Source organism: Acidobacteriota bacterium (assembly GCA_016715115.1).
In the GTDB taxonomy this organism is placed as follows: Bacteria; Acidobacteriota; Blastocatellia; order Pyrinomonadales; family Pyrinomonadaceae; genus JAFDVJ01.
On sequence record JADKBM010000016.1, the window covers coordinates 1,029,168 to 1,044,041 of the forward strand.

A 14,874-nucleotide genomic window follows, 5' to 3' on the forward strand; every position below is an offset into this window, starting at 1 on the left:
AATGATACCCCAGTCGTGCTTCGTATACAAAAAAGCGGCCGGAACCGATCCGGCCGCAAGTCTTTTTCAGACTAGAGGAGAAGAAGCGTTTTGGAGATCTATTGATTCACCAATCTCATACGGCCGTCCGGGAGCCGGATCGCGAGCGCGTCGGGCTCATACACCGTGAGCGGTTTGTTTTCCTTCTTTTCAAGCTTGACCGCCTGCTGGCTTGAGACCTTCTTGACGGATGAACGAATATAGCTCGGATTCGAGATCGAATTGTAACGCGCGGTGATCCGGCGAACATACTCTTGGGTCTCGCGGTACGGCGGCACTTGATTGCCATATTTCCAAACGGCCCCCTCGCCGGCGTTGTAGCCCGCGAGCGCCAAAACAACATCGCCGCCGAAAGTATTCAGAAGCCAGCGCATATATCGGACGCCGGCATCGATGTTCTGTTTCGGATCGTATATGTCCGTGACCCCGAAGCGCCGCGCGGTCGCGGGCATCAACTGCATCAGACCGCTCGCGCCTTTGTACGACGTGGCGCGGAGTTTGAACGACGATTCCTGATGCATCTGCGAATAGATAAGGAGCGGGTCGATATTGTGGCGGCGTGACGATTCAACGATGTACGAATCGTACTGCGCATTTCCGGTCGTAAAGCCGTTCATTCCCGCGGCGTTTCCCATCACGAGTTTCACGCTGTTTGGAACGATTGTCGATCCGAGTCCGTCCTGAACGCTCATCGTCGCCTTGGAGGTCTTCTTTACAAGGCTTTTGGTTTTGGACTTGACCGCCGGTGTTTGGGCCGCCGTCGGCGAGACGATCGTGATTCCGCCCGAAACATCGAAATTATCGAAAACTCTTGAGCGCGTTTGCGCAAAGGTGGAAATTGAGAGAAGTGAAATCGCAAGCAGGAATGGCAGGGGATTCTTCATATGTTTTCTTGTACCTTGGGGTTGGCAATCTGAGGCGCGTCTTCCGGGCGGTTCGGCTCACCGAGTGCCCATATCTAATAGAAATTGAGAATGCTATCAATGTTCCACATCTTTTTGCATTGTTAATCAAATTTCTTTTTCCCAGAAATCTTTGATTTATTTGCAAATTCAACGGAATTGAATGTATGTTAATGACAATCTAATTCCAACTGATTCAAAATGCTGAAGAAGACCCCTAAACCGTCCGAGACGTCGAGTAGTCGTCTCTTCGTCATCGAAGGAAAGAACGACTTCCTGATCATCGGTGTCGTCCTGTTGTTGCTGGCTTTTTTTCTGTTCGGAAGCTTCTTTTTCCGATAGACTCACCGAGAGTTCCGCTTTTTTGGCCAAATCGAATATATTTTAGTTGATGCTTTATCTGTCCCAAATCTTGGGTCGACCAATTTTCGACGCCGGAGGCGAGCGCATCGCGACCGTTCGTGATGTGATCGTGCGATACGGCGAGGAAGATTATCCGCCGGTCATCGGATTGGTCGCGCGCTATCGCCGCCGGCTCTTTTTTATGCCGCGCGCCAATATCTCGACGATGGGTGAGCACGGCGCCAAGATGAACTCCGGAATGCTTGATCTGCGCCCGTTCACGCGCCGCACCGGCGAGGTTTTGCTCAACAAGGACGTCCTCGACAACCAATTGATCGACGTTGACGGCAAACGCGTCGTCCGCGTCAACGACGTCCAGATAATTCAGGTTGGGCAAGCGTGGCGCGTCAGCGGTGCCGACGTCTCGCTCCAGGGATTTCTGCGCCGTTTGATGCCGAAAGGATTCTACGGCAGTTCGAAAGTCGTCGAGGTCATCGATTGGGCCGACGTCGGATACCTCGCGACCGATTCAGCCTCCGCAACCGTCAAACTGAAGTCGTCGAAGGACAAGCTTTCGAGGCTTCATCCGGTCGAGATCGCGCAGCTCGCCGAGGCGCTCTCGCCGGTCCACCGCACCGAGATCGTCGAATCGCTCGATGATGAGATCGCGGCCGATATCCTCGAAGAGATGTCGACCGAAAATCAGGCGCGAATCCTCGAAGAGATGGAAAAGGAACGCGCCGCCGACATTCTCGAAGAAATGTCGCCCGACGACGCGGTCGACGTGCTCGGCGAGATGAACGACGAGAAAGCGCAGGAACTCTTCGATCTTATGGAAGGCGAGGAAAAGGCCGATGTCGCCGAACTGATGTCGTTCGCGCACGACACGGCCGGCGGGCTGATGACGACCGAGTTCGTCGCGTTCCCCAAAAATCTCACGGTTGCACAGGCGATCGCGCGTTTGCGCGAGATGGCTGAAACGCCGAATATGATCTATTACCTCTATGTCGTCGAGGAAGAGAACTCTTGGAAATTATGCGGCCTGATCACGCTCCGCGGTCTTATCCTAGCCGACCCGACTTTGCCTCTGTCGGACGTGATGCGCGACCAGTTTCAGTTCGCGCATCCCAACGATGATGCCGAAGAAGTAGCGCAAACCATCGCGGAATACAATCTTCTCGCTCTGCCCGTGATCGATGACGAAGGCGACATCGCCGGAATCGTCACCGTCGACGACGCGATGGAAATCCTGTTGCCCAAGAACCTGGAACGAAGACTGCCGAGAGTGTTTGGGTAATAGCGATTTGGGATTTGCGATTTGGGAACTTTGAAAAACCTGCTGGACCGCGCGTCGGGAGCAGATTCCGGCACGGTCGGCGATTTCGGATTTCGGATTTGTGATTGCGGATTTTGTCAGCGATTCACGCATCATCAAGTGTTTGGTTTCCGAGTGCAACGAATCGGTTGCTTCCCGGCACTTCGGGCTTCGATGCTTCGCATCAACCGCAAATCCAAAATCCCCGATATCCCCGATCGCAAATCCAAAATCGAAACGGTGTTGAGGCTGTCTGAAAAGTCGATAAATTCGCTGAAAGCGAATCAGATAATAGCCTGGGGTGAGCGAAGCGTGACCCCAGGATTTTAGTCAGATGAGAGGCCGACCCTGAAGGGGTCGAAGGTAAGTCGTTGATTGTTCGACCCTTGCAACATCATAATGTCGCGGTGTTCAACAAACGGCCGTACTCGTTTCTTTCGCTTTGCCGCACACTACTTTTTTCTTGTCTCGACATCTGCTTTAGTCTTCCATCCGTAATCTGGAGCGTCGATCTTCTTCGCTTTCGAATACGCACGGGCGAGGTCACGATCGTCAAACGCAAACGCTCCGGCTTGATGCATTGCTTCGTTGAGGGCGTCTTCAGCCCTAAGAAGTTTTCCGTACCGCCAGCAATTCCCGTTGGGACCGAGCCCATTCGATTCGACGCCCATCAATCCAGGATTTGAGACGGTTGCTTTGACCGCAACCTTAACTGCAGAACGGGCGTGGACGAGGCTGTGCCGGTGGATAGCCAACCGGGACGGCAAATGTCTCAAACTCAAGTTTGCATCGAATGCCGCCGAATATGATCGTCACCAGATTCTTATCGATTCCGTTCTGGCCCTTGAGATAGTTTTTCGTCTCTTCAACCAATCGATCTGCTGCGGCCCGATCCGATTTCGGCGCATATACAAAAATGAAAACTTGTCGCGGTCTCGATTCACGCGTATACGCTAACGACAGGTAAAGGGCGTCCGGATTCCAGCGATCCGGTCGAGAAACTTCTCCACTCTGATAAGGATAATAGTGATCTGCGGCCGGATCGTATTTGGGAAAACCCGGACAACGTAGACTCGCTTCGCCTGATCTCGGAACAATCCGCACGGCATGAATCCGGGGTTTTCGAATTCGTACCGCATTTCGTAATCGAGTCCGGTGCTTCGGTTAATAAAGTACTTGCTCGAGTCCAGTCCGAAAGATTCAAATTGCTTGTCACCCGACGGATCAAAGTAAGTGATCTCTCTTGGGTAGATCTTGAGCAACACGAGTGTCCCGGTCGGCACGTTCCATCCGTACTCATCACACGGTCCGGTCGCGAATGTTGCTTTGATTACGGACTTTGATGTCTCAAACACGGCATCCGCTGACGGAACCCCCGGCAATGCAAATTTGCGGGCGATCTCTTCCCGAGTTGAAATAAGCGGAACGATTCCAGGAAAGACTTCAGCGGGAGCCTGTGCAAATGAGTTTGAAAACAGGCAAAATGCGCTTACGGCAAAGACGATTAGCGACAACATTACTTTATCGGTTATCGAATTTCTCAACATATGTACCAACCTCATTACTTTATCGGTTATCGAATTTCTCAACATATGTACCAACCTCACAGTACTTTGCAACAAGTCGTTCAAGACCGGAAACCGAAGGATCGACTATCTTCGCCGCAGCATCCATCTCAACGTGGTCGAAATAGCGATTCGTCCCCGCAGCATGCAACAGTTCGTGTATTAGGATACCCAACAGGGCTCGCCTCGCCTGTTGAATTCTTCGTGGAGTGCCCTCAGTGAATGTCCGCGGATAAACACCGACATACATGAACGCATTGATCAAGAAATTGCTGCCCTTGTCATACGAAGCGTGAGTTGATCCGCCTCCTCCTGCCGGGAACTCGGTTCCGGGGTCGATTTTGTCAACGAGCGCCGCAAACCCGGTTTCGTCCAAGTCGAACGAGAAGCCGCCTCGCTTTTGACCCGCAATTGCGTCGAACAAATCCAAGATGGATTTCGCCCTCAATGAATTCTGGACACCGAGGGCCTTTTTTAGATTTTCATCGCTCAGTTTCAGGTTACTCAATACAGCATCAAGCTTGGACGCACATTCACCATTACCAAGAGTTCCAACTAGCTGGTTTCGTGCATCTTGAAGTCCATTGAAGGCAATAGTAACACTAGAAAATGCGGTGTCAGGTTCCACCCATTCCGTTTCAAGCGGTTCCGGATCGGCCTTGATGTTCAAAATCCCTAGATTTCCGATGTTTTGAAGCTCTTCTTCATCGTCGCCGGTGTGTTCGCCAGTCTCTTTGGTCGATTTCCGGGTTGCGCCGAGCGTGAAATTCATCAGGCGGCTGAATGCCATGATATGGCGTGCCTCGTGACCGGCTGACCCGGTCGGAGTTGCCGGGCCGGCTGATCCCGTTGTATGTCCGGATACTTTGTTGGGATTCGTCTCGGGTTCCTCGATCACGTAATCACCGCCTTCGAACGATCTCCGTTTGATCTCGGCAAACTGGCAATGCCAAGGCATCGCGTAGAAGTTGCCGTAGAACTTCGACGGCATCTTGCATTGCCACTGCGGGAAATCAGCGTTGCCGACCGAGTTGTCATAACTCGGATCGGGAACCGGATCGGGATCGGCATTGTAGATCTTCTGACCGAGCGGTTCCGTTTCTTCGACCGAGGTCAGCCAGTCATTGTCGATCTTGCGCCAGGTTACGGTCGTTCCGGTGACCGGATCGGAAGTCATCCAATGCGGCCCCGTCGCGCCTTCTTTGGCTATCACCGCGCCGCCGGCGAAGATCTTCGTTTCCCACTTCGTTTCGTCCGGCTTGACCGCCGAGGCGATTTCGGAATTCGGATTTGTGATTGCGGATTTCACCTGCAATGGGCGCATATCAATTATTTGGTTTCCCAGTCCAACGAATCGGTTGCTTCCCGGCACTTCTGGCTTCGATTCGTTGCGTCAACCGCAAATCCAAAATCCAAAATCCCCAATCCAAAATCGAAATGGTGTTCCTGAATCATGTTCAGCACATTCCCGAATTTCCCCTTTCGTTTGTCGAACATCCTGACCCGACGTCCCGCGGCGTCGTAGTTCGTGTCAAGCCGCCGGCCGAACGCATCACGGGCTTTGCGTTGGCCGCGGTCGGACATCCGGCAGGTCGGCGCGAATCAGGAACGACTCGAACTGACACTCAGCTCTGACGCCTCCAAACGCAATAATCAGGTTCTCGGGAATTGTTCCGTAAGCCCGACGGACAAATCTGTTTATCTTCTTGATGATTTCATTGCCCAGTCGCCTTTGTCTTGAAGGGCAATACACAAAGATAAATGCGCGATACGAATTCTGCCTCGACGCCTCGCTCGTAGTATAGATTCGGGCCGCATCCCATCTGTTGATATTTGGAATTATTTCGCGATCGTAGACGACGTAATGATCCGACAACGGGTCGTATTCCGGAAAACCGTTGCAACGCAGCGAAGAATCCGTGCTTTTCGGAATATGGCGGATCAAGTCGAGATATCGTCCGTCTGCGTCCTGACGAAACTGATATTCAATGCCGGCCCGTGTATTGACATAGAATCGTTTGCCTTCCGACATAGTAAACACGAGCCCCGTCAAATCCACGTCATCGATCGCAATCCGTTTCTTGGGAGCAACACTCAAAAACATCAATGTTCCCGGGGGTACTCGCCATCCGTTCGGGTCGCATTCCGAAACCGAGAATTCCGCAATCACGCGTCCGTCCGCGGCTTCAAACTCAAGCCGATTTGGCCGCGAAACCAATACCTTTTCTTTTTGCTGGATTTCGTTGCGAGCCGTCCGTAGTGGTACATATTCCAGCGATTCGCTTGGTATGGACTGCGCCGGACAAAGCATCGTGAATAATAGGATAATCGTTTGCGCAAGAAGACAAGAAATCCCGGCAACTTGCGATTCACCTCGCGTCGTATTTTGGCACATAGGTTCCAACCTCACAGTGTTTTGTTACAAATTGTTCGAAGTCGTTGACGCCTTCGTCGACGATTTTCGCGGCTTGGTTCATTTCATCGTGATCAAACGTCTGATGCTGGCCCGCCGCATGCGCAATCTCATGAATCAGGATCAACAACAGCGCTCGCTTGGCCTGCGCGATCCGCCGCGACATCTCGCGTTCCGTCGCCGGACCTTGGCCGGAACCCAATGTGGAAACGTCTCTGGGAAAGACGCCCACGAACATGGCTGCGTTTTTCAAGCCGCGAGAACCTTTCTCGTATACACCGAGCGTCACACCACCGCCGCCAGCAACATCGTCCGTCCCCGGGCTCACGCTATTCAACAGATTTCTGAATTCTTCTTGCGTCTTGTCAAACCAAATTCCTCCTTTCGTTTGCGCAACGAGTTTGTCGAACAAACCTAAAATTGTATCGCTTCTTAATGGGTTGTCTCTGCCATCCTTCACACGCAGTTGCGCCAGGACCTGCGTCAGTTTTGAATCGCATTCCTGAGTGAGCACTGACTGAAGCGCCTTTCTAGCCTCATCAGTCCCGCCAAGACTGACTTTTATTCCATTGGACGCCGCGACCCACCCCGTTTCAAGCGGTTCGGATCGCGCCTCGTCATTTATGGTAACGGTGAATGTCCGTTTGCGTTTGTTGGTGTCACTTTCCGGATCATCCTCGCCGGTTTCTTTCGTCGGCTTCCGCGTCGCGCCGAGGGTGTACTTCATCAGCCGGCTGAATGCCATCTGATAGCCTGTCGCCGGACCCGCTGAACCGGTTGGAGTTGCCGGGCCGGCTGATCCCGTTGTATGTCCGGATACTTTGTTGGGATTCGTCTCGGGTTCCTCGATCACGTAATAGCCGCCTTCGAACGATCTCCGTTTGATCTCGGCGAACTGGCAATGCCACGGCATCGCGTAGAAGTTGCCGTAGTACTTCGACGGCATCTGGCATTGCCACTGCGGGAAATCAGCGTTGCCGACCGAGTTGTCGTAGCTCGGTTCGGGAAGCGGATCGGGATCGGCGTTGTAGATCTTCTGACCGAGCGGCTCCGTTTCTTCGACCGAAGTCAGCCAGTCATTGTCGATCTTGCGCCAGGTGACGGTCGTTCCGGTGACCGGATCGGATGTCACCCATTGCGGACCCGTCGCGCCTTCTTTGGCGATCACCGCGCCGCCGGCGAAGATCTTCGTCTCCCACTTCGTTTCGTCCGGCTTGACCGTCGTCAGATTGCTGCCGAGAACCGTCGACCATACCTGATACATCTTCGGCGCGGCCGTCAGCGGTGAATTGGGCGGCGAGTCGTTTACGTGATAGGTCTGAAAGCCTTCCTTCTCGATCACCGGCCGGCCGTCGCCGTCGAAGACGTATTCGCTCAAATGTTCCTGGATCATGTTCAGCACATTTCCGAATTTCCCCTTCCTCTTGTCGAACATCCGTGTCCGTCGTCCCGATGCGTCGTAGTTCGTGTCAACGAAGGTATGCGGGTCCGACTGAACGTCGCCCTGCCGAATGATGTTCCCGGCAGCATCGTAATTGCCGTTGAACGAACTGATCCGGCCGTTGACGTAGGTTTCGGTAAATCCCGAATCATTTTCCCAATGATTGGTTTGTCTGTCGTTCATCATCGAGAACCCGTCATACCCGATCGACTCTTCATAGACGCGTTTGTTCTGGTTGTTCGTTCCGACACCCATTCCGAACTGCGCGAACGTCAGCCGTCCGGCGAAATCGTACTTCATCGTCCGGTCCCATTTGTCATCGAGCAGGTCGTTTTTCGCCGTCACCCGCGAGTCGTTGCCGTGCGTGAAGTCGGCTATACCGTCCGCGTTCGGGCTGTTGCGGCAGGCAAAAAACAACGCGATGTAGTTCCGGGCATCGTTGAACGTCGTGGAATCCGCGCATATCATTATTCCGCCAGCTCTTTCGAATCGGACTGATGTCGAAAGGTCTCCAAACCAAACACTTCAAGTAGGATCGAGTTTGGGTTGCAAGTCGATTTCGCGCGACAACAAAATTCGAAGCGAAGCATGCGCGGCAACGCAAAACGCACATAGATTTATTCTTTGTAACTTCCGTCTCCCAATTCCGTTTCGGTCGAACATCGGCGCGAATTCTGTGAGACGGGAGGTTCAATTAGTAGCGAACTAAGTCTTTTTCGCTGCGTCGAGTAGGAATATCCGGATGCCGGATCGACGAGGAGGTACGTTCCGTCATCCTCTCTTGTCGTCTGAAAATCCGTCGTGTCGATCTGCAGCTTCTTGAATTTCGGTCGAGTCTCGAGCGGCAAAAGAACTACGATTTCGATTATCGCACCCTGCCGGACTCGGTAATCGTAGTATTTCTCGCAATCCCCACCGGAATAAGTCGCTTCCATTCGACCAAACGACGTCCGATACAAAACAACTTCGACGCTGCCGCTGTGATAGCGGGAGATTACGGTTGCATCGTTGAATATCCTCTCAAGATCTTTATGGTCCGATTCAAGAAGCTTAACCTCTTGTCGAAGTTTCCGGAACCATAACGGGGGCTTGGAATCAACGTTCATCGATGACACCAGCAGGCAAACGACGACCGCGCCAATGATTCGCATTCTCATTTCTCAAACCCCTCCTTTGTGCAGTATTTTCGAATGAACCGATCGAGATTCCAGATTGGATCCTTATCACCGAGCACTTCTCGCGCGGCGCGGTTTAGCTCCAGGTGATCAATTGTTGCTCCTTTGCCAGCGGCGTGGAAGATCTCGTGCAAAAAAGTTGACAATGTCGTTATGCTCGGGTTTTTATTGTTGATGACCGCTTCGAATCTCGAACCATTCCATCCTGTTATGCCAGCGGGCGCGCTGGTCGCAACCCATTTACCAGCTATCTTGACGCGGATCGTCGTCACATTCCCGCTGACACCGTAGAGTTTGTTTTTTCCATCAAAGAAGCGGTCAGCGAGATCCTTCACAGAAGCGATTTGTGACCCCAGCGCCTCAAGCAACTCGTTCAACTTAGCTTCACAGGATTCTTCGCCGTTCTTGATACCAAGAGTGTCCCCGAACTCACTCCTTAAATCGGATAATTCCTTTTCCGTTAGTTTCTGCTTACGATCCGCAAGACTCTTCGGGAGCTTTTTGATTGATTGTTGCCCGAGCAAACGATGCAAATCTGACAATCCGTATCTGAAGAGCGGTGATTCGTCTTCCCATTGAAATTCACTTCGGTCGCCCCAGCCGGACAGGTCAAATTCCGTGATAGGATCGCCCGGAAAAATCCCGCTCAGAACACCGTGCGCGACGGCCATCGGGTTGTCGAGGTTTCGGACAGGCCGGGGGCCGATCTCGAACGGCAATTGAGCGAACCGATCATTGCTTCCATAGAACGGGAAGTAATTCCCGCCCAATCCTTCGACGACATCGCAAGGGCCAAACAGTCCCCCGAAATTGCAAAATTGCATCGCCTCGCCGCCCATGCCCTGCGGAAAATAGAAACGAGAGAATCACCCGATGGATCACGGGACTTTTACAATAACTATCCCTCCATTTTCGCCTGCAGCCCAAATCGAACCGTCCCGCATTCGAACCATTGAAACGATACGCCCAAACGCTCGATCTTGAAAGATTAACGTCCAAATACGTCCACCATCGTTCGACAACAAAATGCCCGCGCCACCATCCGCGAACACTAACTTTCCACCAATTACGATTGTGTTGTCGTTCCAAAGTATCGCTTTTGATACAGCAAAGGGAATATCTATCCGCTCCCAGATGTCGTCACCAACTTGTCGAATGAACGCTCCGCTTGGTCCTTCAAGCCCGTCGGAACCATATGCCATCCAGATATTCGCGCGCGAATCAATTCCGGATGAAGTGTTAGACGGGATTTCACAAGGTACCGCAATCTCTCGATACTCCCGTTCTGTGGATCCCTTGAAAACTCGACCGAAGCGGGAAAACACAATAGTGGTGTTTGAATCGATTGCGATGATAGTTGAAAGCGGCTCCCGAAAGTCATCGCCTTGTGGCCCGGTAAATCGAGCCAGTTCCAAGCGATCAACATGCCACGATCGTCCGTTATCGGATGTTGAAACGATCTCCTGCCTATACATTGGCGGAAATGAATTCACCACAATCGAGATCCGATTTGCCGTGACCAGGATGTCGGCTACCTGTGCAGATTTCCGCCGATACACCGACGGCCAACTTCTACCACCATTTGTCGTAATTCTTATTGTGAATCTCTGTTCCCGGAGACCGCGATTCCACGATTCCGAAACTACAAGTCCGATTTCCTCCGTAAGGAATCTGACTGTTTTCAGACGATATCCTGATTCGTTTGCGAAATCCAATTTCTTCCATGAGGCCCCGTTATCAGAGGTCTTGTAAATGGACTCATTCGAAAAGGCAACGGCACCTCCGGCATGAATCGATTCGAATCCAATCACCTTGTCTGCGTTCGGAAAATCAATAATCTTGGCGGTCTGCATCTCTCGTTGCTCCATCGAACGAATGGTCGAGTCAACTTTCACACACTTCTCAATGGTTTGAGCACATACGTTGAAAACGCAAAACTGAACTATTCCGAATGCAGAGAAATGGACAATGCGCAACGCGCGATTTCGCTTGAAATTGAAAAACATATTACTTTTTCCTCATTTACCTGTTGCGCAAACGCCTCACGAGACATTCGTCAAGCGCATAGCCCGCATCTTCATCAATTAGGTTCGAGCTTCCGTAATAATTTGAAGAACCGGACCGATACGCAGAAAACGAATTCCCGAACTCATGAATCTGAGCCGCTAGATAGGGATCGTTTAACAAGGTTCGCAGTTCACCTGATGCACCCGGTACGACAACGGACTTCCCCATTAACGAACCAGGAAGTATCGGATGAGCCAAATCCGATGCTATGTAGTTGGTTAGAGGTTCTTTGTCTATCGTCAGTCCCGCTTCCCAGCCGTATGGTGATGTCCCGCCCCTGTTTGTTTGCTTCCTCGCGATGTCTTGCCCCGAAAGCAATGCATTTGTGACGATTGAAACTGCTGTGGTCGGATTACCCGGAGAGTTGTAATCCAGATTGATTGTTCCCGATTTGCCAGCTGCCGCTTTCTCAATATCAACCCGGGCGCCTTTCAAACCGAACTGCTCCTTTACGCATTTTTCGAGTGCTTTTCTAAGCTTTTTGCCAGTGATGGCCTCAACCTTTGCGGGGCCGGCCCTATCTCCATCCTTCTGTGAGGAGCCAATTAAACGATGCAAATCCGACATGCCGTACCCGTAAATGCTCGATACGAAATTGTTGGATGATCCTTCGGCGTAGTTGTAGCCACTCATCTCGAGAAAAGCCCCGGAATAGAGTTCGTGAAATGTGTCATAGGCGACCGCCATCGGATGGTCTAGATTACGTATCTGCCGGGGAGCGATCTCGAACGGCAATTGCGCGAACCGATCATTGCTGCGTCCATAGAACGGGAAGTAATTCCCGCCCAATCCTTCGACGACATCGCAAGGGCCGAACAGTCCCCCGAAATTGCAGAACTGCATCGCGCTTGCTGCCCATGCGCCCGGGTAATCGTGCGAGTTCAGAAGATACTGACCCCGTTCGGGTTGCTGCGGCAGGCAGAAATACAGAGCGTTCTTGTTCAGCGGATCGAGTTCAACGCCGGAAAAACTCGGAGAGTTCCGGTCTTTGTCGGTCGTCCTCCGACTGATCTTTGCCGGATCCCAATGTTCCCATTTCACGCTCTCGACCGGTACCGCGTCGTTGCTCAGCGTTTGCCTCGCCAACAAATCGGAACCGGCATAAACGAATGTCTGGCTCTTTTTGCCGTCACCCGCGACTTCCGTGATGATCTCGCCAGATTTGACCGTCGAACGGATATAGTACTTCCGCGTGGGTTCTTTCCATTGATTGTTCTCGAAATCCCACACCTTCTCGATCTTCTTCACCTCAAGTCCGTCACCATCGTAAACGCGGTCCAATTCGTATTCACCGTCATTCGGCAGATGCCTGACGTTGCGGCCCGCCGATTCGTACACCTCGGAAAACCCGTCCTTGTTCGTCGGGCGCCCGTCGGCATCGTAGTAATCGCCGACGGTACGGTTGTTCTGATAGATATGGCTGAACGGAAAGTCCCCATCATCACCGCAATTTGATCCCGGCTTCCAGATTCCCGATCTTGCGGTCAGGTTTCCGAATTCGTTGAATGTATAGTTTTGGCGATAAAGCAGTCCGGAGGGTGGCGGATCCGCGGGCGCCTGTCCCTTAGCCTCGATGCCGGTTCGCGTTTCAACGACGCGCGATAAATTATCGTACCGGAAAAACCGGTGCCCCTGAGCCGAAAGGCGATCCTCCATGAATTTCAAAGTGCCGTCCTGATAATACTGATAGCTGCGATCGTCCCGATCTCTTGCAGCCTTGTTGGTTTGCACAAACCGAAACCCTGAACCTAATTCGAAACCGTGTTCGTCTTCGACTCCGTACTCCTAATCTGTCCTTTGATCAGCACTGTTCGGACTTCGGTTGAATCAGAGGATTCGACATATTTAAAATACTCGTTCCCACCTCGCCGATAAAAGCGCGCATCGATGCCGTCCAGCTCACCTTTGAGCACGTCGACGTTCGATCTCCCCGTTCCCGGACACTCAGTGGGGATTGAGATCTGCGACCAATCCGTTTTTACTTCGACCGTCAAATTCACCGGCTCGGGGTATTGCTTAGAAAGGTGAACAAAAAGTTGTTGAAGGTTGTCGCGATTAAACGATTTCCTTTCCTGAAACAATTCAACTTCTCGAGATCTCCCACTCAGCATCGTGTCCTTCACTATCAAATAGCGGAAATTAACAGGGAAACAAGTGCTTGTGCCATCCAGCGTTGACGGCGTTTGAGAACAGGTTAGTGCCGTGATCGACAATAGGACCGCTAATCTCAAAACGTGTTTCATCGCTTCCTCCATTTAGGTTTGATCATCAATCGCCAACGGATGTGTCAACGCGTTGTAGCATTCATATCCGACAATCTCCGGTTGCCGTCAGATCCACAACCGTCGTGTTGTTTTCATTTCGTGCTCCGCTGATCTTGTCCGCACCGAAGATTGTCACACTTTTCGCTCGGGTATAGTAGGATGTCCTGCACGGTTCCGTCAATACGGACGCCAAATGAGATTCCTCGAATGCCAGAGTCAAAAACAAAGTTGCCGGGTGCGTCTGAAACTTCTTTCTTCGAAAACTTACGTGACTTTAGACCAAAATATGAGGGTTTTCTTCTTTCTTTCGGAGCATAGAAAAGCCTCGTAACCACGCCTTCGGCAACCCGCCATCCCTGATTATTCGGAAGCTTGCACGGTCCCCGTGAATACTCGACATAGAGCTGTTCGAACTCTGTTTGATACTCCCACCAAAAGCGGTCTTCAGATGATTTCGGCTTTCCGAAAACGTTGATAACGTCGCTTTCGGTCGACGTTAGCAGCGAGATGCGTTTGGCTCCTTGCCAGAGGTCCAGTTGCTGAGACGTCGCTGACGACACGAACCCTGCAATCAAACAACATGAGAAGAACAAATTCAATCGACTATTTCTGTTCATTGGTCCACACCTTCCCGCAAAGCAATGCAATTAGCTTGCTGAAATAGAAACTGTAGGTTTCCGGGCGAAGTCGGTCCAGCTTTCGCTCGTTACATCGTCCTCAGCTTTGATCGACGATCTGCCGAGCTCGACGATCGTGGAATAGCGTCGCGGCTGTATGTTGTTCGTCGGAAATTCGCCACGCCAAATCGCTCCACTTCGGGCGGCCTCATTTATTCGATTCAACCTTAACTGTTGTCAACTTCGGGCTCTTCGCGTCCGCCGTATAGTTGAAGTACAGAGTACCGTCGCGACGGTACAAAAGAGCGTAATTATGGCCGTCCCTTGAGACTCCGTTTGGGCCCCGACCGCTGATCCCGGTACCGGGACAATCAGACGGAAATTCGATTTGCGACCAGTCGGTGTTGACCTCAACCAAAAGTGACGGCGTATCATTGTATTTTCTCGACATGAAAAGTAACAGCCCTTTGAGATTATCGACAGTAAACGACTTATCTTCCAAGAAAACATCAACTCGCCTCGACTTGGTGGTGTCGACGTTGTCGGCGATCGTCACAAATCGAAACTTCAACGTTTCGCAATCGGTGTTGCGAATGTCGGATGGTGTTTGAGTTGGATCTGGTGGCGTTGAAATGTGCTCATTTGAATTCTGGTATTGCGCGCTAACACACCCCAACAGTACCGTCGCGGATCCGAGCCAAATTAAAACTCTTTTCAGTTGGCGAACTTTCATG

13 protein-coding genes are annotated in these 14,874 nt (G+C 51.8%); 2 read left to right on the forward strand and 11 right to left on the reverse strand.

Annotated features, from left to right (window positions below; translation table 11 throughout):
• Positions 1-98: 98 nt before the first annotated feature.
• On the reverse strand, positions 99-923 hold the full coding sequence (locus IPN69_22435) for a lytic transglycosylase domain-containing protein (GenBank protein MBK8813464.1): 825 nt from the start codon (positions 921-923) through the stop codon (positions 99-101).
• Between the two features lie 219 nt (positions 924-1,142).
• Here IPN69_22435 and IPN69_22440 point away from each other — a divergent pair, with 219 nt between their 5' ends.
• Both IPN69_22440 and IPN69_22445 read left to right on the forward strand, forming a co-directional pair.
• Positions 1,143-1,283 (forward strand): hypothetical protein, encoded by a 141-nt coding sequence (locus IPN69_22440; protein MBK8813465.1) that lies wholly within the window; start codon positions 1,143-1,145, stop codon positions 1,281-1,283.
• A 70-nt stretch (positions 1,284-1,353) separates the two neighbouring features.
• Entirely contained in the window at positions 1,354-2,580 is a 1,227-nt protein-coding gene (locus tag IPN69_22445) for a magnesium transporter (GenBank protein ID MBK8813466.1), read from the forward strand.
• 470 nt (positions 2,581-3,050) lie between these two features.
• On the opposite strand, the gene IPN69_22450 is transcribed toward IPN69_22445, so the two are convergent.
• The 10 genes from IPN69_22450 to IPN69_22495 form a co-directional block, all read right to left on the reverse strand.
• Positions 3,051-3,353 carry a hypothetical protein gene (locus tag IPN69_22450; GenBank protein ID MBK8813467.1) on the reverse strand — a complete coding sequence of 101 codons (303 nt, stop codon included), beginning with the start codon at positions 3,351-3,353 and terminating at the stop codon, positions 3,051-3,053.
• 811 nt (positions 3,354-4,164) lie between these two features.
• Positions 4,165-5,487, reverse strand: a complete 1,323-nt coding sequence (locus IPN69_22455; protein ID MBK8813468.1) for a hypothetical protein — start codon at positions 5,485-5,487, stop codon at positions 4,165-4,167.
• 228 nt (positions 5,488-5,715) lie between these two features.
• A complete protein-coding gene (locus IPN69_22460) occupies positions 5,716-6,195 on the reverse strand; it encodes a hypothetical protein (GenBank protein MBK8813469.1) in 480 nt (159 codons plus the stop codon).
• A 337-nt stretch (positions 6,196-6,532) separates the two neighbouring features.
• On the reverse strand, positions 6,533-8,485 hold the full coding sequence (locus IPN69_22465) for a hypothetical protein (GenBank protein MBK8813470.1): 1,953 nt from the start codon (positions 8,483-8,485) through the stop codon (positions 6,533-6,535).
• A gap of 149 nt (positions 8,486-8,634) precedes the next feature.
• The gene (locus IPN69_22470; GenBank protein ID MBK8813471.1) at positions 8,635-9,168 is read right to left on the reverse strand and encodes a hypothetical protein; all 534 of its coding nucleotides are present in this window, start codon (positions 9,166-9,168) and stop codon (positions 8,635-8,637) included.
• A gap of 2 nt (positions 9,169-9,170) precedes the next feature.
• On the reverse strand, positions 9,171-10,031 hold the full coding sequence (locus tag IPN69_22475; GenBank protein MBK8813472.1) for a hypothetical protein: 861 nt from the start codon (positions 10,029-10,031) through the stop codon (positions 9,171-9,173).
• 39 nt (positions 10,032-10,070) lie between these two features.
• Positions 10,071-11,198 (reverse strand): hypothetical protein, encoded by a 1,128-nt coding sequence (locus tag IPN69_22480; protein ID MBK8813473.1) that lies wholly within the window; start codon positions 11,196-11,198, stop codon positions 10,071-10,073.
• 16 nt (positions 11,199-11,214) lie between these two features.
• Positions 11,215-12,924 carry a hypothetical protein gene (locus tag IPN69_22485; protein ID MBK8813474.1) on the reverse strand — a complete coding sequence of 570 codons (1,710 nt, stop codon included), beginning with the start codon at positions 12,922-12,924 and terminating at the stop codon, positions 11,215-11,217.
• Between the two features lie 83 nt (positions 12,925-13,007).
• Positions 13,008-13,502: a hypothetical protein gene (locus IPN69_22490; GenBank protein MBK8813475.1), complete on the reverse strand. Its 495-nt coding sequence runs from the start codon at positions 13,500-13,502 to the stop codon at positions 13,008-13,010.
• Between the two features lie 846 nt (positions 13,503-14,348).
• Positions 14,349-14,873: a hypothetical protein gene (locus IPN69_22495; protein ID MBK8813476.1), complete on the reverse strand. Its 525-nt coding sequence runs from the start codon at positions 14,871-14,873 to the stop codon at positions 14,349-14,351.
• Position 14,874 lies beyond the last annotated feature (1 nt).

Bases quoted from the DNA above. Each gene is read 5' to 3' on its own strand.
- IPN69_22435 (MBK8813464.1), bottom strand. From the start codon at position 923: ATGAAGAATCCCCTGCCATTCCTGCTTGCGATTTCACTTCTCTCAATT.
- IPN69_22440 (MBK8813465.1), top strand. From the start codon at position 1,143: ATGCTGAAGAAGACCCCTAAACCGTCCGAGACGTCGAGTAGTCGTCTC.
- IPN69_22455 (MBK8813468.1), bottom strand. From the start codon at position 5,487: ATGCGCCCATTGCAGGTGAAATCCGCAATCACAAATCCGAATTCCGAA.
- IPN69_22460 (MBK8813469.1), bottom strand. From the start codon at position 6,195: ATGTCGGAAGGCAAACGATTCTATGTCAATACACGGGCCGGCATTGAA.
- IPN69_22465 (MBK8813470.1), bottom strand. From the start codon at position 8,485: ATGATATGCGCGGATTCCACGACGTTCAACGATGCCCGGAACTACATC.
- IPN69_22470 (MBK8813471.1), bottom strand. From the start codon at position 9,168: ATGCGAATCATTGGCGCGGTCGTCGTTTGCCTGCTGGTGTCATCGATG.
- IPN69_22475 (MBK8813472.1), bottom strand. From the start codon at position 10,031: ATGGGCGGCGAGGCGATGCAATTTTGCAATTTCGGGGGACTGTTTGGC.
- IPN69_22480 (MBK8813473.1), bottom strand. From the start codon at position 11,198: ATGTTTTTCAATTTCAAGCGAAATCGCGCGTTGCGCATTGTCCATTTC.
- IPN69_22490 (MBK8813475.1), bottom strand. From the start codon at position 13,502: ATGAAACACGTTTTGAGATTAGCGGTCCTATTGTCGATCACGGCACTA.
- IPN69_22495 (MBK8813476.1), bottom strand. From the start codon at position 14,873: ATGAAAGTTCGCCAACTGAAAAGAGTTTTAATTTGGCTCGGATCCGCG.